Raw genomic sequence first — 19,129 nt, 5'->3', positions numbered from 1 at the left:
AAGGGTCTCGAAGGACCCTCTACTCTAGCATGCAGTGGCATGAATTTTGACCTTCAGCGCGGCCCGGACATCGGCTTCTCCGAGAACGTCATCGAGGGTTTTTTCAAGGCGCTCGAACATCAGATCGAACTCGGCCTCGGTGTACGACAGCGCCGGCGCGAAGCCGAGAATATTGTCGCCGAACGCGCGGAAAATCAGGCGGTTTTCATACGCAGCCGCGGCGATCCGTTCGGACAGTTTCAGCGCAGGATCGAAACCCGCTTTGGTGTCCTTGTCCGATACCAGTTCGAGTGCGCCGAGCAGGCCACGATGGCGCGAGTCGCCCACCAGCGGATGCGCGAGCAGCGCGTCGAGGCCGCGGGCGAAACGCGGGCCACGTGCCACGCCGTTCGCAAGCAGGCCGCCTTCGTGATAGAGGCGCAGCACTTCGAGACCGATCGCCGCGCTGACCGGATGCGCCGAATACGTATGGCCGTGGCCGACGATCGCTTCGGCGTCGCCATCGGCGATACCTTGATAGATTTCGTCAGACATCAGCACGGCGCCCATCGGCGCATAGCCGGAGGTCAAACCCTTTGCCACCGTCATCAGGTCCGGTTCGACGTTTTCGCCCTGGCATGCGAACAGCGGACCCGTACGGCCAAAACCGGTGATGACTTCATCGGCGACGAACAGAATGCCGAGCTTACGGCAGCTTTCGCGCATCGCTTTCAACCAGCCGACCGGCGGCACGATCACGCCGCCCGAGCCCTGGATCGGTTCGCAGAAGAAGGCCGCGACGTTGTCCGCGCCGAGTTCGGCCACCTTTGCTTCGAGCGCGGCGACCGAGGCGGCGATCAACGCGGCGCCGTCGGCGAAATCGTTGCGGTACGCGTACGGCGACGGCAGATGATGCTGGTTCGGCAGCGGCAGATCGAAATTGCGGTGGAACGCGGGCAAGGCGGTCAGCCCCGCGCCCATCGTCGACGAGCCGTGGTAGCCGCGTTGCAGCGCGATGATGTGTTTCTTCGACGGCCGCCCGGTTGCGTTGAAGTAGTGCGTGATGAAACGGATCGCCGAATCCACTGCATCGGAACCGCCGAGCGTGAAGTACACGTGTTGCAGCGAAGCGGGCGACACCTCCACCAGCTTTTGCGCCAATTCGATCGCCGGAGCCGAGCCGAAATGGAAATAGCTGGTCGCGTAGGGCAGTTTCTTCATCTGCTCGGTGGCGACGTCGACAATGCTTTGCTGGCCATAGCCCACATTCACGCACCAGAGGCCGGAGAAGGCATCGAGTAGTTCGTTGCCGGCCGCGTCGCGCAGGAACGCGCCGCTGGCCGATTCGAGGACGGTGACGCCGCGGGCTTCGTGCGCGCGGTAGTTGATGACCGGGTGAATCAGATGCTTGCGGTCGGCTTCAATGAGCGAATGAATCGGCATGATGGTTTCTCGTCGCGGGGAAGGGCTGTTGACTGTTCCATACTACTGACCCACGACGATCGCCCGCTCACCTAAACAATTGTCTGAAAAGCGCATCCGACGCGTTTTGATGTGCGGCCTCAGCATTTTCTGCTGCGGACGCTGAAAAGCCGCGACGGGTGGGGGTTCCATTCAGCGCTGCGCTCAGTGTCCCAGAGTCAATATCCCTGGGTCCGGTCAATCTGACCGAGCATCGGCAGGCCTTCGCGATGGCGGCGCAGGTTCTCGAGCACCACGTCGACAGCGCTCTCGGGGCGCGTCGAGCTGGCGATATGGGGCGTGATACGCACACGTGGATGCGTCCACAACGGATGACCAGCGGGTAGCGGCTCGGGATCGGTGACGTCGAGAATGGCGTTGTGCAACTGGCCGCTGTCCAGCGCTGCCAGCAGATCAGGCTGATTCAGATGCGGACCGCGCCCCGTTTGAATCAGCGATGCGCCGCGCGGCAGCTTCGCGAACAATTCGGCATTGAGCCGGCCGCGTGTGGCGGGGGTGAGCGGCAACAGGCAGATCAGAATATCGGTGCGGGCGAGAAACCTGTCTAGGGCGCCTTCGCCTGCATAGCAATCGACGCCCTCGATCTCACGCGGCGAACGGCTCCACCCCGCGCAGGCGAAGCCGAATAGCCGCAGCTTTTCCAGCACCGCCGTGCCCAGCACGCCGAGCCCCAGCACGCCAATGCGGCGAGCGCTGGCCGGCTGGGCGGGCAGTTCACGCCAGACCTGCTGTTGTTGCTGATGGCCATAGTCGAACAGATCGCGATGAATCGTCAGCACGGCTTGCGTCACGTACTCGACCATCCCTTCAATAATGCCCGGCTCGATCATCCGAACCACCGGTATATGTGCCGGCACGCCTGACAGGTCGAACTGGTCGATGCCCGCGCCGACCGAGAACACGATTTCGAGGTTGGGGAAGGTGCGGGTGGGATCTTCCGGCGGTTGCCAGGCGGCGAGGTAGCGGATTGCTGCCGGGTCGCCGAGATCGGGCCAGACGTGGAACGGCAGGTTCGGTGCTTTCTGCGCGAAGAGTTTGGCCCATTGCGCGCCACGCGCCGGGTCGGCTTTGTAAAGGAAAGCCATGGTGGATCAGCAGATTGCCTGGTTAATGATGCCGTATTGCAGGTAGGGCGCGTCCTTGCCGGCGCTGGTGCTGGTGTTGCCCGCGCTCGCAAGATCAGCCGGCGTGGCGTGTCGAACCATTTTGACGACCGTATCTACCCGCGGCAGCCCCAACTGTTCCAGCCATTCGGTTAGCCCGCTCTCGCCCGGCGTATCGATGCGCACGAACACGCCTTCGTTAAGCGCGAGCCAGTGGCTGATCAGCGCTTTGGCGCGGCTCGAATCTTCCGACTCGGGTGCGACCACCGGTCCGATCGCAAAGCCCCGTCCGAAGCGGCGAAACAGGGCGAAGCCGACCAGTTCGCCGTCGCGATCGAGGGCGATGCCGTCGGCGGCGCTCAACAGTGCGGGCAAGACTTCTCCGCGATCCAGACCGCTTGCCTGCGAGGCCAGTTCGACCAGTCGTGCCGTATCGCTTGAACCGAGCGGGCGCAGACGTTCCCCCGGCGGCAATGAAACGAGGGGCGGCTGAAATGCGGCGCCCTGATGCTGGTCGAGCGTACCGATCGCGCGAAAGCCGAGCTTTTCATACAAAGGCTGCCCCGCAGTGGTGGCGTGCAGCAACGTGACCCGGCCGCCGAGTTCTTCCAGCACCAGATCCATCAGCTTCCTGCCGATGCCGCGCCCTTGCTGCTCGGGGGAGACGATCACCATCCCGAGTGAGGCCCGGTCGGCGCCGTATTTCCAGCACAACGCCGTGCCGATCACGCCGCTCGCATCTTCCGCGACAAAACCCACGCCGAGTTGCGCCACGAATCTCCAGTCGTCCGGGCGATGCGGCCATTTGAGCTCGACCGTCAGCGCATGCGCGGCGGCGATGTCCTCGTGGGTAAAGCGTCTGTAGGTAATCGAATCGGACACGCCGTACTCCCTGGATGGCTGAAGGCTTACGCCGTCACTTTGTCATTCGGTGCGCGGTGTGACTAGGACGATCTTTTTATCCGGGCCGCCCGACAGGGCCGCATCGTAAATCGATGCAAAACACCACGTTTCATCGCGCATTACAAGCGTGTTCTGCTGCGTGGGGATTTTTGTCGGCGATATATGCCGCGCCTCTGGCTCTACGATTTTGCCATGGCGGCGGCGCGGTCGAGACGCACCGCCCGGGACCCACAGCAGTCACACAGGAAATCTTTCTCATGGACAGCTTCAATCCGGACGACGTCGCGATTCGCAGCGGGCATTTCATCGGCGGTGAGTATGTCGACGAGAACGAGCGCGGCGGTGAGCGCCGCATCGAGGTGGCGCGCCCCTCGGACGCGGTGATCTATGCATCAGTGCCGCTCGCCGGCGCCGGGATGGTAGACCGCGCGGTGGAGAACGCGTGGCAGGCTTTCAGAACGAGCGGCTGGGCGCGCATGGCGCCGCGTGAGCGCGCGAAGATCCTGCGCCGTTTCGCCGAGCTGGTCGAAGCCGATGCGCCGTTCCTGGGCCGTCTGGAGGCGCTCGGTTCGACGCGTCCGATTGCTCAGGCAGTTGGCTGGGACGTGCCGTTCACTGCCGAGGGCATCCGCTTCTACGCCGAGTTCGCCGACAAGGTGGGTGGCGATGTGGCAGCAACCGATCATGACCACCTCGGCATGACCATCGCCGAGCCGTACGGCGTGATCGGGGCAATCGCGCCATGGAATTTCCCGCTGGTGATGGCGTCGTGGAAGATCGCGCCCGCACTGGCGGCGGGCAACGCCGTCGTGTTGAAGCCCTCGGAGATGACGCCGTTTTCGGTGTTGCGGCTTGCCGAGCTGGCCGTGCAGGCGGGTGTGCCGGCCGGCATCTTCAACGTGATCCAGGGCGATGGCCGTGTCACCGGCGATGAACTGGTGCGCCATCCGAAGATCAGCAAGGTCACCTTCACCGGTTCCACGCGTACCGGCGCCGCGATCATGGCGGCCTGCGCCAATAGCGGCACCAAGCCGGTCACGCTCGAACTGGGCGGCAAGAGCCCGCAAATCGTGTTCGCCGACGCCCCGCGTCTCGACGACGTAGCGCGCCGGATCGCCGGCGCTATTACCGGCAATGCCGGCCAGGTGTGCGTGGCGGGTTCGCGCCTGCTGGTCGAGCGAAGCCTGGCGGAGCCGCTCGCCGAGCGCATCGGCAAGGTCTTCGCCGAGTTGAAACCTGGCGCGACATGGGCAGCGGGCACCACGTTGTCGCCGATCATCTCCGCGCCACAGGCGGCGCGCATCGAAGGGATCGTCGGACGCACGCTGGATGCGGGGGCGACGCTACGCTTTGGCGGCGTGCGGGCCGACGGCGGGGCGGCGGGTGCATCGAGCGGCGCATTCTATACACCCACCTTGCTCACGGACGTCACGGCCCACTCCGAAGCCGTGCGGGAAGAAGTGTTCGGCCCTGTGCTGACACTGCAAACCTTCGACACCGAAGAAGAAGCGCTCGCGCTCGCCCAGCATCCCGAGTACGGCCTCGCTGCCGGTGTGCACACTGCCGACCTCGGCCGGGCGCTGCGCTTCGTGCGCGGCCTCGAAGCGGGGACGGTCTGGGTCAACCGCTACGGCCGCACCTCCGATTTCATGATCCCCACCGGCGGCTACAAGCGTTCAGGCATCGGCAAGGACCTCGGTCGTGAGGCTTACGAGGCTAACCTGCGCTTCAAGAGCGTGTTGATCGACTTGCGTGCTTGATGTCAGCAAGGACTCGTAAGCGGAAACCCGTACGCGGTTCCACGGGTTCGGGTTTCATCGGCCCGTACAACGAACCGGCCAGCACCGAATCCCGCAAAACCAATACGGACGGGGCTTTCAGCCCACCCACCGCAGACTGTGCTGCGCAACGGCCTCAAAACGCATGGTTTGTGTCATCAGCAGCGCCCTAATCAGGAACATCTATGTTTTTGCGCTGATTAAATCTTTAACAGGAATGAGCTTTATCTGTTTTCGTCACTGAACTCAATGTGGGTTCACCACCACGATAGGACTGCACCATGATCGAATTCGAACCGAAGTACATCACCTTCGACTGCTACGGCACGCTGACCAAATTTCGCATGGCGGACATGACCCGCGAAATGTTCGGCCACGTGCTGCAAGGCGACGACCTGGAGAAGCTCGTTACGTTTTACTCCGGCTATCGTCGTGACGAAGTGCTCGGTGCATGGAAGCCGTATCGCGACGTGGTCGTCAATGCGTTGCGCCGCGCCTGCAAGCGCATGAATGTCGAGTTCAATGAAGTCGAAGCCGAGAAGATCTACACGGCGGTGCCGACCTGGGGTCCGCATCCGGACGTACCGGAAGGCCTTTCGCGTCTGGCGAAGAAGTACAAGCTGGTGATTCTGTCGAACGCGTCGAACAACCAGATCCAGAGCAACGTCGACAAGCTCGGCGCGCCGTTCCACGCAGTCTTCACCGCCGAGCAGGCGCAGTCGTACAAGCCGCGCATGCAAGGCTTCGAATACATGTTCGACCAGTTGAACTGCAATCCGGAAGACGTGCTGCACGTGTCGTCGAGCCTGCGCTACGACCTGATGACAGTGCATGACATGGGAGTCAAACACAAGGCCTTCGTCAAGCGCGGCCACGAACCGTCGACGCCGTACTACCAGTACTACGAAGTCAACGACATTCCGCATCTGGCCGCGGAACTCGGCCTGTAAGCGACGTTTGCACATTTACCGCCTCGCTCATTGCCCATCTCAAGGACAGACCGGATGAAGCTCGATTCCTATTGGCTCGACACCGCACCGCCGCTCGTTTCGGCGTGTGAAGGTCCGGTCGAGGGCCAGGCCGATGTCGTCGTGATCGGTGGCGGCTTCACCGGGCTGTCGGCGGCGCAGGCCTTGGGCAAGCGCGGCGCTTCGGTGACGGTGCTCGACGCGGGGCGAATCGGCGGCGGCGCGTCCGGGCGCAACGGCGGGCAGGTCAATACCGGCGTCGCACAGGACTTCGTCGCGCTGGTCGCGCAACTCGGTGTGGAGCGGGCGAGCGCCTGCTACCGCGCGTTTTCGGATGCGGTCGATACGGTCGAGCGTCTGATTCGCGAGGAAAACATCGATTGCAATTACAGCGCAACCGGCAAGCTGAAGCTGGCCTCGAAACCGCATCACCTCGCGCATCTGGAGAAGACGGCGGAGTTGATCCGGCGCGAAGTCGATACGGATATCGAATTAATCGGACGTGAGCGGATTCGCAGCGAGATCCAGTCGGACAGTTTTTACGGCGGACTGCTGCAACGGCACGGCGGCCAGATGCATATGGGCAAGTTCACGGTCGGACTCGCCGATGCCGCGGTTCGTCGCGGCGCGAAGCTGTATGAAAACGCGGCGGTCACCGCGATCGCGAAGGACGGCGCCGGCTTCAAGGTCACGACCGCACGAGGCGAAGTACGCGCGAAACAGGTGCTGATCGCCACCGGTCCCTCACGGCATGGTCCGTTCGGCTGGTACCGACGGCGGCTTGCGCCGGTCGGTTCGTTCATCGTCGTGACGGAACCGCTGTCGCCGGAACTGTTGGCACAGGTGTTTCCGAACCGGCGCGCGTATACCACCACGCGGCTGATGCACAACTACTTCCGCGTGACGCCTGATTCACGTCTGCTGTTCGGTGGCCGTGCACGCTTTACGGCGTCCGAGCGGCCATCGGACGCGAAGAGCGGCAGAATTCTGCAGCAAGGTCTCGCGGCGATGTTCCCGATGCTGGCCAACGCTCGCATCGACTATTGCTGGGGCGGCCTTGTGGACATGACCGCGGACCGCCTGCCGCATGCCGGGCAGCACGACGGCATCTATTTTTCGCTGGGTTACAGCGGCCACGGCACGCAGATGTCGACGCACATGGGCCAGGTGATGGCCGACGTGATGGACGGCCACGAAGAGCGCAATCCGTGGCGTGAGTCCGAGTGGCCCGCGATTCCAGGCCACACCGGCAAACCCTGGTTCCTGCCGCTGGTAGGGACGTACTACCGCATCAAAGACATTTTCTATTGATTCTTCACTGTTGTATTTGCCACTAGAAACCACGCTGCTATCCCTGTCACCCTCGCGGAGAAGTTCGATGAATAAGGAAACCTCACAACATGGCGCTCTTCAACTCGGCACCGAGTTGGAGCGATTGACGTCAAAAGGCACGTCGCGGCGCGGCGTGCTGCGCGCGATGGCCGCGGCCGGGATGATGTCGGTGACGGGCGCCGGCCTGTTGACCGCGAGCGGCGAGGCATTTGCGCAAGCGAAGCCGAAGCAGGGCGGCAAGATCCGGGTGGCGACGCAGTCCGCATCGGCCGCCGACACGCTTGATCCCGCAAAGGGGGCGCTCGGCACGGACTATGTCCGCGGCTTCATGTTCTACAACTGCCTGACCGAACTCGATTCGCATCTCGGCGCGAAGATGGCGCTCGCCACCTCGCTGGAGACGACGGATGCGACGGTGTGGGTCGTCAAGCTGCGCCCCGGTGTGCAGTTCCACGACGGCAAGTCGCTCGCGCCGGCAGACGTCGTGTACTCGATCATGCGCCATAAAGATCCGGCGACGGCGTCGAAAGCGAAGACGCTCGCCGATCAGATCAAGGAAGTGAAGGCGACGGGTCCGAACGAAGTGACGATCACGCTCGAAGGTCCGAACGCCGATCTGCCGGTAATTCTCGCCACCTCGCATTTCCAGATCATCAAGGATGGCACCAAGGACTTCAAAACGGCGGTCGGCACCGGCCCGTTCAAGGTCAAGGAATTCTCGCCGGGCGTGCGTACGGTTGGCGTGAAGAACGAGAAGTACTGGAAGCCGGGCCTGCCGCATCTGGACGAAGTCGAACTGATCGGTATCGGCGACGAATCGGCGCGCGTGAACGCGCTGCTCTCGGGCGACGTGCAACTGATCAACGCGGTGAGCCCGCGTTCGACCACGCAGATCAAGGGCGCCGGCGGATTCTCCGTGCTGGAGACGAAGACGGGTCTGTACACCGACCTGGTTGTTCGCGACGAAGGCGGCATTACCGGCAACGACGATTTTCGGCGAGGCATGATGTACCTGCAGGACCGCGAGCAGATGCGCCGCGCGATCTTCCAGGGTTACGGCGCGATCGGCAACGACCAACCTATCGATCCGACCAACAAGTACTACCTGGCCGGTTTGCCGCAGCGTACCTTCGATCCGGACAAGGCGAAGTTCTATTTCCAGAAGGCGAAGGTCGGCAGCGCGCCGATCCAGATTTTCGCGTCGCCGGCAGCGGAAGGCTCCGTTGAAATGGCGATGTTCCTGCAGCAGGTCGCGCCGCAAGCCGGTCTGAATCTGCAGGTGTCGCGCGTGCCGTCGGATGGTTACTGGTCGAACCACTGGATGAAGCATCCGCTGGGTTTCGGCAACGTCAACGCGCGTCCGAGCGCCGACGTGATCTTCACCCAGTTCTTCAAGTCGGACGCACCGTGGAACGAAGCGAACTGGAAGAGCCCGAAGTTCGACCAGATGCTGCTTGCGGCACGCGGCGAACCGGACGATGCGAAGCGCAAGAAGATTTACGGCGACATGCAGGTGCTGGTGCATGAAAACGGCGGCGTCGGCATTCCGCTGTTCCAGAGTTCGCTCGATGCATACACGACGAAACTCAAGGGCCTTGGCTCGATTCCGCTGGCCGGCCTGATGGGCTTCATGTTCGCGGAAAACGTCTGGCTGGATGCTTGAGCCGGCCGTGCCTGACGGACAGTAACAAAGGGTTTCCAGTCTGACGAACTGGGAAGTCGAACCCGGCAATACGCACGCCGCTTGTTCGCGGCGTGCGGCTTCACCGGCAACTGCGTTGCATGGGACCAGAGTAAGTGCTTTGCATGGGACCGGAGTAAGCGCTAAAGCGCTAACTCCAGTCGACAGCTAAAGCGCTAACTCTGGTCGACAGAGGAGACTTTCGATGAAAGCACATGCGCAACGACTCATCGCCGCGCGCCTTGGCCTCGCGCTGCTTACGCTACTGCTGGTCTCCGCGGTCGTGTTCGCCATCACCGGGCTGCTTCCCGGCGATGCCGCTCAACAGGCGCTCGGCCAGGCGGCAACCCCGGAAGCCGTCGCGGCATTGAGGCATCAGTTCGGGCTCGACCAGCCGGCGCTGCAACGCTACTTCGAGTGGCTCATTCATATTGTGAGCGGCAACTTCGGCACCTCGCTGTCGAACAATCTGCCCGTGAGCGAGTTGATCGCCACGCGCCTGCCGAATTCGCTGGTGCTGGCCGGGCTGACGGCGCTGGTCTCGGTGCCCGTGGCCTTGCTGATCGGTATTTCGTCAGCGATGTTCCGTGGTTCGCTGCTCGATCGCACGCTCAACGTGCTCACGCTGTCGACGGTGGCCGTGCCGGAGTTTCTGATCGCCACCATCGCGGTGCTGATCTTCGCTGTCAAGCTGCGCTGGCTGCCGGCGCTGTCGTATCTCTCGGAAGTGCATTCGTTCGGCGCGCTGCTGCGCATCTACGCGATGCCGGTCATGACGCTGTGCTGCGTGATTGTCGCGCAGATGGCGCGCATGACGCGAGCCGCGGTGCTCGATCAGCTCAATTCGTCGTATGTGGAAATGGCGGTGTTGAAGGGCGCGTCGCCTGCGCGCGTGGTGCTGCGGCATGTGTTGCCCAACACCATCGGCCCGATTGCCAATGCGGTGGCGTTGAGCCTGTCGTATCTGTTCGGCGGCGTGGTGATCGTGGAATCGATCTTCAACTATCCTGGCCTCGCGAGCCTGATGGTGGATGCCGTCACCAATCGTGACATGCCGCTCGTGCAGGGCTGCGTGATGGTGTTCTGCGCAGCGTATCTCGCGTTGGTGTTGATCGCCGACCTGTGTCAAATCGTATCCAATCCGAGGCTGCGTCGATGATGAGCCAACCTACCAATCCCCACGTTCCTCATGTTCCCCATGCCAGCACCGAGCTGTACGACCTGGGCCTCGATGAACCCACCGTCGAGCCGCTGGTCGTCGAGACGGCAACGCTGAAGCAGGGCCTGTTGAAACGGCTGGTGCACCGTTTCTCCGTGCTCGGCCTGATCGGCCTCGTGCTGGTGACTTTCTGGCTGATCGTCGCGTTCATCGGGCCGCTGGTTGCACCGTATAAAGGCGGCACGCTGACGTCGACGGAGATTTTCGGCCGCTATAGCGCGGCATATCCGCTCGGCACCGACTATCTCGGCCGCGATATGTTGAGCCGGATTCTCTACGGCGCGCGCTATACGATGGGCCTCGCGCTGGCCGCAGCCGTGCTCGCCAGTTTGATCGGCACGTTCTTCGGTTTGCTCGCCGCGGTGTCCGGGCGCTGGGTCGATGAAATCCTGAGCCGTCTGTTCGACGCGTTGATTTCGATTCCGAGCAAGGTGCTCGCGCTCGTGGTGATCGCGGCGTTCGGTTCGTCGATCCCGATGTTGACGACGGTTGCCGCTTTGGCCTACATCCCCGGCGCATTCCGTATTTCGCGCTCGCTCGCGGTGAACCTGATGGGTCTGGAGTACGTGCAGGTGGCGAGAGCGCGCGGCGAGGGCATCTTCTATATTGCACGCGTCGAAGTGCTGCCGAACATGATTCATCCGATGCTCGCCGATTTTGGTTTGCGCTTCGTGTTCATCGTGCTGCTGCTGAGCGGGCTGAGTTTCCTCGGCCTTGGCGTGCAGCCGCCGAATGCTGATTGGGGGTCGCTCGTGCGCGAGAACATCGGTGGTTTGTCCGAGGGCGCGCCTGCCGTTCTGATGCCGGCCGTTGCGATTGCGACGCTGACCATCGGCATGAATCTGCTGATCGACAACTTGCGGCGCCGTGGCCGTAGCCATGGAGGTGCATGATGGCTGATCGGGACATGATTGAAGTGAAGGGCCTGCGGGTCGTCGCCGGTGCGGCGCCGGGGCCGGTGACGGAGATCGTCAAGGGCGTCGATTTTTCGGTGAAGAAGGGCGAGGTGCTGGCGCTGATCGGCGAGTCGGGCTCGGGTAAGACGACCATCGCGTTGTCGTTGCTCGGTTATGCGCGGGCAGGATGTTCGATCAGCAGTGGCTCGGTGCGCGTCGGCGAGGTGGATGTGCTGTCGCTCGATGCCAAGGGCCGTCGCGCACTGCGGGCACGGACTGTGGCGTATGTTGCGCAGAGTGCGTCGGCAGGGTTCAATCCGGCGCGCACGATCATGGATCAGGTGACCGAGCCCGCATTGCTGCATCACTTGATGACGAAAGACGCCGCGCGCGCGAAAGCGATCGACCTGTTTCGCGCGTTGGCGCTGCCCGCGCCGGAGACGATCGGCGAGCGGTATCCGCATCAGGTGTCCGGCGGCCAGTTGCAGCGCTTGATGGCCGCGATGGCGTTGATCACCGATCCCGCGGTGGTGGTGTTCGACGAGCCGACCACCGCGCTAGATGTCACCACGCAGATCGAGGTGCTTGCGGCCTTCAAGAAAGTGATTCGTGAACTGGGCACGACCGCCGTGTACGTGTCGCACGATCTGGCTGTGGTCGCGCAGATGGCGGACCGCATTGTCGTGCTGAATGGCGGCGCGGTGAAGGAGAACGGCGTGGTCGCGCAAGTGCTCGACGCGCCTGTGGATGCTTATACGCGTCAACTGCTCGCCGCTACACGTCGTCCGGAAGCGGAGCTGGAGACGCCGCAGAGTCTCGGCAAGCACATCCCGCCGCTGCTCGAAATTCGCGGACTCTCGGCGGGTTACGGACGTATCGATCGCTTCGGCAATCCCGCGGTGCGCGTGCTCGACGACGTCAGTTTGTCGATTCCGCGCGGCAGCACGCTCGGCGTGATTGGCGAATCCGGTTCCGGGAAGACGACGCTCGCGCGCGTGGTGGCCGGTCTTGTCGATCGTGCGGGCGGCGAAGTGTTGTTCGACGGCAAGCCGTTGCCCGCACAACTGTCGCGCCGCACGCCGGAGCAGTATCGCCAGATCCAGATCGTGTTCCAGAACGCCGACACGGCGCTGAACCCGAGTCATTCGATCGCCGATATTCTGGGCCGCCCGCTCGCGTTCTATCACCATCTGAGTGGCTCGGCTGCGAAAAAACGCATGCTCGAACTGCTCGATCTGGTGAAGCTGCCGGCCTCGATTGCCACGCGCACGCCTGCCGGACTGTCCGGCGGCCAGAAGCAGCGCGTAAATCTGGCGCGCGCGCTTGCGGCCGATCCTGCGTTGATCCTTTGCGACGAAGTGACCTCCGCGCTCGATACGGTGGTCGGCGCGGCGATCCTCGACCTGCTGGCCGAATTGCGCCGTGAACTCGGCGTGTCTTACATGTTCATCAGCCACGACATCTCGACCGTGCGCGCCATCTGCGACGAAGTGATCGTGCTGTACGCGGGGCATCGCGTGGAAGCCGGGCAACGCGATGTGCTCGCAGCGCCGCCGTATCACCCGTACACGGAATTGCTGGTGGATTCGGTGCCTGCTTTGAAACCGGGCTGGCTCGATGCGCGCCGCGAGATCGGTTGTGCCACGTTGCCGGCGATGGGTGAGTGCGCGGATATTCCCGAGTTGTGCGCGTTCCGCGCGCGCTGCCCGGTGCGTATCGACGGTATGTGCAATATGACGCCGCCGTCCTTGAAGAAACTACCTTCGGGCGCGGAGATTCTTTGCCATCATCCGGCCGCCGAGTTGAATCGCTTGCAGACCGAAGAGGTGGCCCCGGTATGAACGGACGATTTGTGCGGCTCGCGGAGACGGGCCGCAAGACGTTTTCGATTACCGTAGACGGCGTCGAGCGCGAGGCCGCCGAGGGCGACACGTTGATGGTTGCCTTGCTGACCGGTGTGAGCACGTTGCGCGATTCCGAATTCGGCGATGGCCGCCGGGCCGGTTTCTGTTTGATGGGCGCGTGCCAGGATTGCTGGGTCTGGACCGCGCAAGGCGAACGCATGCGGGCGTGCAGTACGCCTGCGGCGCCGGGCATGTCGATCGTGACGAAGCTGGCCGAAGCTGCGGAGGGTGTATGGCCCCGCGTGTAGTGATCATCGGCACCGGGCCGGCGGGCGTGCGCGCTGCACAGGCGCTGGTCGAAGCGGGGCTGCGGCCGACGGTCATCGATGAAGGACGGCGTGACGGTGGCCAGATCTATCGGCGGCAACCGGAAGGGTTTTCGCGCAGCTACGAAACGCTGTACGGCACCGAGGCTGAACGCGCCGCTTCGCTGCATCAAAGCTTCGATGCGCTGAAGAACAAGATCGATTATCTGCCGGAGACGTTGGTCTGGAATATCTCGCCGAACACCGTGCATCTGGCAAGCGGCATACGCTACCAGACGCTAACGTTCGATTCCCTGATTGTTTGCAGCGGCGCGACGGATCGGCTGATGCCGGTGAAGGGCTGGCACCAGGCCGGTACGTATAGCCTCGGCGGCGCGCAGGTCGCGCTGAAATCGCAGGGCTGCGCGATCGGCTCGCGCATCGTGATGATGGGCAGCGGGCCGCTGCTGTATCTCGTGGCCGCGCAATACGTGAAGGCGGGTGCACAAGTGGCCGCAGTGCTCGATACGTCGACATTCATGCAGCGTGTGGCTGCGCTGCCGCGTTTGCTGGCGATTCCCGCCGCGCTCAAAAAGGGGATTGCGTTGACGCGTGTGTTGGCAAAGGCTCGCGTGCCGGTTCATCGCGGCGTGCAACCTTTGGAGATCAAAGGCTCGCCGCAAGACGGCGTAAGCGGCGTCCTGGTTGCTTTGGCCGACGGCGAGCTTTTAGAGCTGGCATGCGATGCCGTCGCGCTCGGTTATCACCTGCGTCCGGAGACTCAGCTTGCGGACCTCGCCGGGTGCCGCTTCCTGTTCGACGACAACGCGCAGCAGTGGCTTCCGCAAATCGACGACGACGGCCGTAGCAGCGTCAAGGGCGTCTACCTGGCGGGCGATGGCGCAAGAGTGCGCGGTGCGGATGCAGCCGAACGTTCGGGGCGCCTCGCGGCTTTGGCGGCGTTGCGCGATCACGGCATGCAGGTCGGAGGCGTCGAGCAGTTGCGCGCCGAACTCGCACGTTTCACGCGCTTTGCCACGGGCCTGCGGGAAGCCTTCCCATGGCCGGCGAAATTCGCCGCGTCCTTGCCGGATGAAACGATCGTCTGCCGCTGTGAAGCAATTACAGCCGGCGAACTGCGCCGTGTGGTGCACGCGACCGGCGCGCAGGAAGCCAATCGCGCGAAGGCGTTTTCGCGCGTCGGCATGGGCCGCTGTCAGGGGCGCTATTGCGGCCACGCAGGCGCGGAAATCATCGCGGCGGCGGCTTGTGTGCCGTTGTCTTCGGTGGGACGGTTGCGCGGCCAGGCGCCGGTCAAACCGCTGCCTGTGGCGCTTACCGAAGAGGTGAGCGAATGAGCGCGACGACTACAAACGAAGCCGATGTGATCGTGATCGGCGGCGGCATCATGGGGACGACAACCGCCTTCTTCCTGCGTCAGCGCAAGCGTTCGGTGATCCTGCTCGAACGTGGACTCACGGGACAGCAGGCGAGCGGCGTGAACTTCGGCGGCATTCGTCGGCAGGGGCGCGCGCTACCGCAACTGGCAATGGCGAATCGTGCGCTGCGCACATGGCAACGCTCCACGGAACTGCTTGGCGAGGACATCGAGTTTCTGGCGTCGGGCCACACACGCGTGTGCTACCACCAGAAAGACGTGGAGAATTTCGATCAATATGCGATCGACGCCCGCGCGTATGGTCTCGACCTCAACGTGCTGCACGGCGACGCCATGTTCCAACGCTTTCCGTTTCTCGGACGCGAGGTGCTGGCGGCATCGATTTCGCCACTCGATGGCCACGCCAATCCGCGTCTCGCCGCGCCTGCGTTTGGTCGTGCGGCCGCGCGGCTCGGTGCCCAGGTGATCGAGAACACTGAGATCGTGCGCGTCGAAAAAGACGGTGAGCGGTTTCGCGTGGAGAGCGCAGGCGGTGACGTGTATTGGGCCGCGCAACTCGTGATCTGCGCGGGCGCTTGGGCGAGCCGCCTCACCGAACAGTTCGGCGAACCCGTTCCGCTCGTCGCGAGTGGACCGCAGATGGCGGTGACCGAGCCGGTGCCGTATGTGTTCAAGTCGTCGATGGGGGTGTTCACATCGATCAAGGAAGAGAGCATCTATTTCCGCCAGATTCCGCGCGGCAATATCATTCTCGGCGGCGGTCCTGCTGGGCCCGCCGATGCCGTGATGAGCCGCGCATCGGTCCTGCCGCGCAATACCGTGCGACAAGTCGCGCAGTTGCGGCGGCTCGTGCCCGCGATGGCGCCGCTGCATGTGATTCGCGTGTGGAGCGGCGTGGAAAGCTATCTGCCTGATGGCGAGCCGGTGATCGGCCCGAGCAGCAAGGTCGACGGTCTTTACTACGCATTCGGCTTCTGCGGCTCGGGTTTTCAGATCGGTCCGGGTGTTGGCGAGACGCTGGCCGAGCTCGTCGATACAGGTAGTACGGACATTCCCCTCGACGTGTTTTCCGTTACCCGGTTCGCGAAGCAAGCCGCGCCCCGCTCGACCATCGCGACGCCATGAAACAGTCCATCAGTCTCAATGCCGCCCGGGCGTTTATCGAAGCCCATTTCGACGAGCCGGTGACGCTCGCGCAACTCGCCGCGCTGTCCGCGCTCAGCGTGTCGCGCTTCGCGACGGTGTTTCGTCAGCAGTATGGTTCGTCACCGTATCGCTATCTGTGCGGGCTGCGGATTCAGCGGGCGCAGACTCTGTTGCTCGAAGGTGTGCCGGGATCGGTCGTTGCCACGGAGGTGGGATTCTTCGATCAAAGCCACTTTGGCCGGCATTTCAAACGATGCTGCGGGATGACGCCCAGCATGTTCATCGCGCGCGCCGGTGCGAACGCGGCAAAACACGGCGGCGTCGTTCAGACTACTGCGCCGCGTTCAGCTTCCGCCATAACGTCGTCTTGCTGATGCCGAGTGCCTGGCAAACCGCATCGCGATCGCCATCGCAGGCGGCGAGGGCGGCGCGGATTTCGTCTGCTTCCACGTGACGGCTGCGCTCGCGTAACGTTAGCGCTGCTTTCTTCGTGCGCGCTTGGGGCAGCTCGAAGATTTCAGGCGCGACGGTGCGCAGTACCTCGCGCGTGAAGAGGGTTTCTGCTGCGCCGTTTGAGTCAGTGCCCGTGCCCACGTCCGCATCTGCCAGTTCAACCGCAATCCGTTCAATCACGTTCTGTAGTTCACGCACGTTGCCCGGCCAGGTGTAGCGCTTTAACGGCTCACTGAGACTAGCGAGGACGCGTCTCGCCGCATCCGCATGGGGCAGGCGAGCCGCCAGTCTCGGCTCACGCGACGCCGCCTGCAGCAACAATTCGACCGCGAGCGGCAGCAGATCGGTTGGCCGCTCGCGCAGCGGCGGCAGCGCGATGCTCAGAATGTTGAGCCGGTAGTAAAGGTCCGCGCGAAAACTGCCCGCCTCGATCCCTTCAGTCAACGCGCGATGCGTTGCCGCGACGACCCGGATGTCCACTCGCGTCGGCTCAGTCGAACCCAGCCGCACGACTTCACGTTCCTGCAGCACACGCAATAACCGACTCTGCAACGACAGCGGCATCTCGGCGATTTCATCGAGAAACAGCGTCCCGCGGTGCGCCACCTCGATCAGCCCCGCCTTGCCGCCTTTGCGTGCACCGGTGAACGCGCCTTCCTCATAACCGAACAACTCGCTCTCGAGCAACGCCTCAGGAAACGCGCCGCAATTGATGGCGACGAAGGCGAAGTCGCGCCGCGCGCTCAACTGATGCATGCTCTGCGCGACCATCTCCTTGCCGGTGCCGCTTTCGCCGAGAATCAGCACGGTGGCGTCCGATTTCGCGTAGCGCTGCACGAGCGTGCGGACCCGTTCGATCGAATCGGATACGCCGACGATATCGCCAAGCTGATAACGCGCGCTGAACTGCTGCACGCGCTGGCGCGAGCGCAACGTGCGGTCGAGCCGTTCGACCGCGCGCGATTCCTGAAACGTCAGCACGGTGCCTGCCGCCGAGCTGCTGCTCGCGAGCGGCCCGCGATGTACGACGTAGCTCGCGCCACGTACCGTGCAGAACGTGTCGCCGTCTGAGTCCGGCAAGCTGCCGGCGAGATCCGGCGCGAGCTCGAGCAGCGCCCGGCCCACTGCCTGTGCCGCATCGATGCCGAGCACGCTGGCAAGGCGCTGGTTCATCGCTTCGACGCGCCCTTGCGCATCGAGCGCGACGACGCCGTCGCGCAGATGCTGCAGCAGATTGTCGAGCCGTTGACGCCGAACTGTTTCGCGGCGAGTGGCCTGTGCGACTTCGAGTGCGGTATCGAACGCGGCGCGTACCGAGGCGCGTGAGTACAGAAACACCGCGCCCATGCCGGCGTTCGCCGCGAGGTCGGCAATGAGCCCCGGGCCGACCACGGCCTGGATGCCGCGATCGCGCAGATCGAGAACGACACTCTCCGCATCCTGCGCCGACTGATACGACGCAAATGTCACATCGATGCCGTACGCGGCGATGAAGCGCCGCACTTCGTCTGGCGTGTCGCCGTGCGTGACGAGTGCGACCCTGGCGCCGTCGCGCCGCGCTCGCGCAAGCGCGTGCATCACGTCGAAGCCGGTTGGGCCGATCAGCACGACCGGTACGCTGACACGCGTTTTCAGATACGCGCCGTTGGAGCCGCCGGCAATCACGACATCCGGACGCCCGGCACCGACCGCGTCGATCTCATGCACGGCGTCTTCGAAGCCATGCGAGACGATGCGCAGATCGGCGCGTTCGACGTACTCGCCGGCAATGTCGAAGAACAGATCACGCAGACGGCTGATGCTGACGGCCCAGATGCGAGGGCGCTGCGCGGGGTCGAAGGGGGGCGTGCTCACGGCGGGGGCTCGTTGTCTGGAGAGAGAGGCGGGAAGGACGAGAGGTTCGCCTATTATGCACCTGTCGTTTTCGAATTTGAAATCTTCGATTTCACTTATGAAATCAGGCGGCGAGGTGGCCAGGACATGATTTTTTGTTAAATCAGGCACTTAGCGGCGTGCGTTCCGCATGGCCCATTCTTTGCGTTATAGCCTCCGTTTTCACCGGTTACCGCATCGAAACCCTGAAAGACAAGCTCGGCGCGCTGATTGCCGCACGAACGCAACCCCGCAGTTGGAGACGAAATGATGAGTGAAGCCGATAACAGCACGCCGAACGCAGGCGCCTTCAAACCGAAGAAATCCGTCGCCCTGTCCGGCGTGACGGCTGGCAACACTGCCCTTTGCACGGTCGGCAAGACCGGCAACGATCTGCATTACCGCGGCTACGACATTCTCGACATCGCCGGTGCATGCGAATTTGAAGAAATCGCGTATCTGCTGGTCCACGAAAAGCTGCCGACGCAGGCCGAACTGACCGCCTACAAGACGAAGCTCAAGGCGCTGCGCGGTTTGCCCGCGAACGTCAAAGCCGCGCTGGAATGGATTCCGGCCGCCGCGCACCCGATGGATGTGATGCGCACTGGCGTGTCGGTGCTCGGCACCGTGCTGCCTGAGAAAGACGACCACAACCTGCCGGGCGCACGCGACATCGCCGACAAGCTGATGGCATCGCTCGGTTCGATGCTGCTGTACTGGTACCACTACTCGCACAACGGCAAGCGCATCGAAGTCGAAACCGATGACG

The 19,129-nt window shown here is 63.3% G+C and carries 16 protein-coding genes; 12 read left to right on the top strand and 4 right to left on the bottom strand.

Annotated features, from left to right (window positions below; translation table 11 throughout):
- Positions 1 to 24 precede the first annotated feature (24 nt).
- From FSO04_RS22055 to FSO04_RS22045, 3 genes are all read right to left on the bottom strand, one after another.
- Positions 25 to 1,422 carry an aspartate aminotransferase family protein gene (locus FSO04_RS22055; RefSeq protein WP_154562441.1) on the bottom strand — a complete coding sequence of 466 codons (1,398 nt, stop codon included), beginning with the start codon at positions 1,420 to 1,422 and terminating at the stop codon, positions 25 to 27.
- A gap of 197 nt (positions 1,423 to 1,619) precedes the next feature.
- Positions 1,620 to 2,546 (bottom strand): 2-hydroxyacid dehydrogenase, encoded by a 927-nt coding sequence (locus tag FSO04_RS22050; protein WP_154562439.1) that lies wholly within the window; start codon positions 2,544 to 2,546, stop codon positions 1,620 to 1,622.
- 6 nt (positions 2,547 to 2,552) lie between these two features.
- Positions 2,553 to 3,446, bottom strand: a complete 894-nt coding sequence (locus tag FSO04_RS22045) for a GNAT family N-acetyltransferase (RefSeq protein WP_168435784.1) — start codon at positions 3,444 to 3,446, stop codon at positions 2,553 to 2,555.
- A 278-nt stretch (positions 3,447 to 3,724) separates the two neighbouring features.
- Between FSO04_RS22045 and FSO04_RS22040 the strand changes: the two genes are divergently transcribed.
- The 11 genes from FSO04_RS22040 (at position 3,725) to FSO04_RS21990 (ending at position 16,409) form a co-directional block, all read left to right on the top strand.
- On the top strand, positions 3,725 to 5,227 hold the full coding sequence (locus FSO04_RS22040; protein ID WP_154562437.1) for an aldehyde dehydrogenase family protein: 1,503 nt from the start codon (positions 3,725 to 3,727) through the stop codon (positions 5,225 to 5,227).
- A gap of 299 nt (positions 5,228 to 5,526) precedes the next feature.
- Entirely contained in the window at positions 5,527 to 6,195 is a 669-nt protein-coding gene (locus FSO04_RS22035; protein WP_154562435.1) for a haloacid dehalogenase type II, read from the top strand.
- Between the two features lie 54 nt (positions 6,196 to 6,249).
- The gene (locus tag FSO04_RS22030) at positions 6,250 to 7,524 is read left to right on the top strand and encodes an NAD(P)/FAD-dependent oxidoreductase (protein WP_154562433.1); all 1,275 of its coding nucleotides are present in this window, start codon (positions 6,250 to 6,252) and stop codon (positions 7,522 to 7,524) included.
- A 67-nt stretch (positions 7,525 to 7,591) separates the two neighbouring features.
- A complete protein-coding gene (locus FSO04_RS22025) occupies positions 7,592 to 9,208 on the top strand; it encodes an ABC transporter substrate-binding protein (protein ID WP_154562431.1) in 1,617 nt (538 codons plus the stop codon).
- A gap of 223 nt (positions 9,209 to 9,431) precedes the next feature.
- Complete coding sequence (locus FSO04_RS22020; protein ID WP_097394290.1) at positions 9,432 to 10,385, top strand: ABC transporter permease; 954 nt, start codon at positions 9,432 to 9,434, stop codon at positions 10,383 to 10,385.
- Positions 10,382 to 11,338 (top strand): ABC transporter permease, encoded by a 957-nt coding sequence (locus FSO04_RS22015; protein ID WP_154562429.1) that lies wholly within the window; start codon positions 10,382 to 10,384, stop codon positions 11,336 to 11,338. The genes FSO04_RS22020 and FSO04_RS22015 overlap by 4 nt, the downstream gene beginning before the upstream one ends.
- Entirely contained in the window at positions 11,338 to 13,182 is a 1,845-nt protein-coding gene (locus FSO04_RS22010; protein ID WP_154562427.1) for an ABC transporter ATP-binding protein, read from the top strand. The genes FSO04_RS22015 and FSO04_RS22010 overlap by 1 nt, the downstream gene beginning before the upstream one ends.
- Positions 13,179 to 13,493: a (2Fe-2S)-binding protein gene (locus tag FSO04_RS22005; protein WP_154562425.1), complete on the top strand. Its 315-nt coding sequence runs from the start codon at positions 13,179 to 13,181 to the stop codon at positions 13,491 to 13,493. The genes FSO04_RS22010 and FSO04_RS22005 overlap by 4 nt, the downstream gene beginning before the upstream one ends.
- The gene (locus tag FSO04_RS22000) at positions 13,478 to 14,848 is read left to right on the top strand and encodes an FAD/NAD(P)-dependent oxidoreductase (RefSeq protein ID WP_154562423.1); all 1,371 of its coding nucleotides are present in this window, start codon (positions 13,478 to 13,480) and stop codon (positions 14,846 to 14,848) included. Before FSO04_RS22005 ends, FSO04_RS22000 begins: the two co-directional genes overlap by 16 nt.
- Positions 14,845 to 16,014: an NAD(P)/FAD-dependent oxidoreductase gene (locus FSO04_RS21995; RefSeq protein WP_154562421.1), complete on the top strand. Its 1,170-nt coding sequence runs from the start codon at positions 14,845 to 14,847 to the stop codon at positions 16,012 to 16,014. The genes FSO04_RS22000 and FSO04_RS21995 overlap by 4 nt, the downstream gene beginning before the upstream one ends.
- Positions 16,011 to 16,409, top strand: a complete 399-nt coding sequence (locus tag FSO04_RS21990; RefSeq protein ID WP_154562419.1) for a helix-turn-helix domain-containing protein — start codon at positions 16,011 to 16,013, stop codon at positions 16,407 to 16,409. The genes FSO04_RS21995 and FSO04_RS21990 overlap by 4 nt, the downstream gene beginning before the upstream one ends.
- Here FSO04_RS21990 and prpR read toward each other — a convergent pair.
- Positions 16,366 to 18,342 carry a propionate catabolism operon regulatory protein PrpR gene (prpR, locus tag FSO04_RS21985; RefSeq protein ID WP_168435783.1) on the bottom strand — a complete coding sequence of 659 codons (1,977 nt, stop codon included), beginning with the start codon at positions 18,340 to 18,342 and terminating at the stop codon, positions 16,366 to 16,368. The genes FSO04_RS21990 and prpR overlap by 44 nt on opposite strands.
- 288 nt (positions 18,343 to 18,630) lie before the next feature.
- Here prpR and FSO04_RS21980 point away from each other — a divergent pair.
- Positions 18,631 to 19,129, top strand: a 499-nt coding sequence (locus tag FSO04_RS21980; RefSeq protein ID WP_325063531.1) for a citrate/2-methylcitrate synthase, incomplete at its 3' end; no start/stop codon positions are given.

The sequence above is a fragment of the Paraburkholderia madseniana genome, assembly GCF_009690905.1.
GTDB classification, from domain to species: Bacteria; Pseudomonadota; Gammaproteobacteria; order Burkholderiales; family Burkholderiaceae; genus Paraburkholderia; species Paraburkholderia madseniana.
This window is presented reverse-complemented; position numbering and strand designations above follow the sequence as displayed.

What these genes read in the sequence shown, in the direction of transcription:
- FSO04_RS22055 (WP_154562441.1), bottom strand. Translation starts at nt 1,422, where the DNA reads ATGCCGATTCATTCGCTCATTGAAGCCGACCGCAAGCATCTGATTCAC.
- FSO04_RS22030 (WP_154562433.1), top strand. Translation starts at nt 6,250, where the DNA reads ATGAAGCTCGATTCCTATTGGCTCGACACCGCACCGCCGCTCGTTTCG.
- FSO04_RS22040 (WP_154562437.1), top strand. Translation starts at nt 3,725, where the DNA reads ATGGACAGCTTCAATCCGGACGACGTCGCGATTCGCAGCGGGCATTTC.
- FSO04_RS22005 (WP_154562425.1), top strand. Translation starts at nt 13,179, where the DNA reads ATGAACGGACGATTTGTGCGGCTCGCGGAGACGGGCCGCAAGACGTTT.
- FSO04_RS22000 (WP_154562423.1), top strand. Translation starts at nt 13,478, where the DNA reads ATGGCCCCGCGTGTAGTGATCATCGGCACCGGGCCGGCGGGCGTGCGC.
- FSO04_RS22020 (WP_097394290.1), top strand. Translation starts at nt 9,432, where the DNA reads ATGAAAGCACATGCGCAACGACTCATCGCCGCGCGCCTTGGCCTCGCG.
- FSO04_RS22050 (WP_154562439.1), bottom strand. Translation starts at nt 2,546, where the DNA reads ATGGCTTTCCTTTACAAAGCCGACCCGGCGCGTGGCGCGCAATGGGCC.
- FSO04_RS22025 (WP_154562431.1), top strand. Translation starts at nt 7,592, where the DNA reads ATGAATAAGGAAACCTCACAACATGGCGCTCTTCAACTCGGCACCGAG.
- FSO04_RS21990 (WP_154562419.1), top strand. Translation starts at nt 16,011, where the DNA reads ATGAAACAGTCCATCAGTCTCAATGCCGCCCGGGCGTTTATCGAAGCC.
- FSO04_RS22015 (WP_154562429.1), top strand. Translation starts at nt 10,382, where the DNA reads ATGATGAGCCAACCTACCAATCCCCACGTTCCTCATGTTCCCCATGCC.
- FSO04_RS22010 (WP_154562427.1), top strand. Translation starts at nt 11,338, where the DNA reads ATGGCTGATCGGGACATGATTGAAGTGAAGGGCCTGCGGGTCGTCGCC.
- FSO04_RS22035 (WP_154562435.1), top strand. Translation starts at nt 5,527, where the DNA reads ATGATCGAATTCGAACCGAAGTACATCACCTTCGACTGCTACGGCACG.
- FSO04_RS21995 (WP_154562421.1), top strand. Translation starts at nt 14,845, where the DNA reads ATGAGCGCGACGACTACAAACGAAGCCGATGTGATCGTGATCGGCGGC.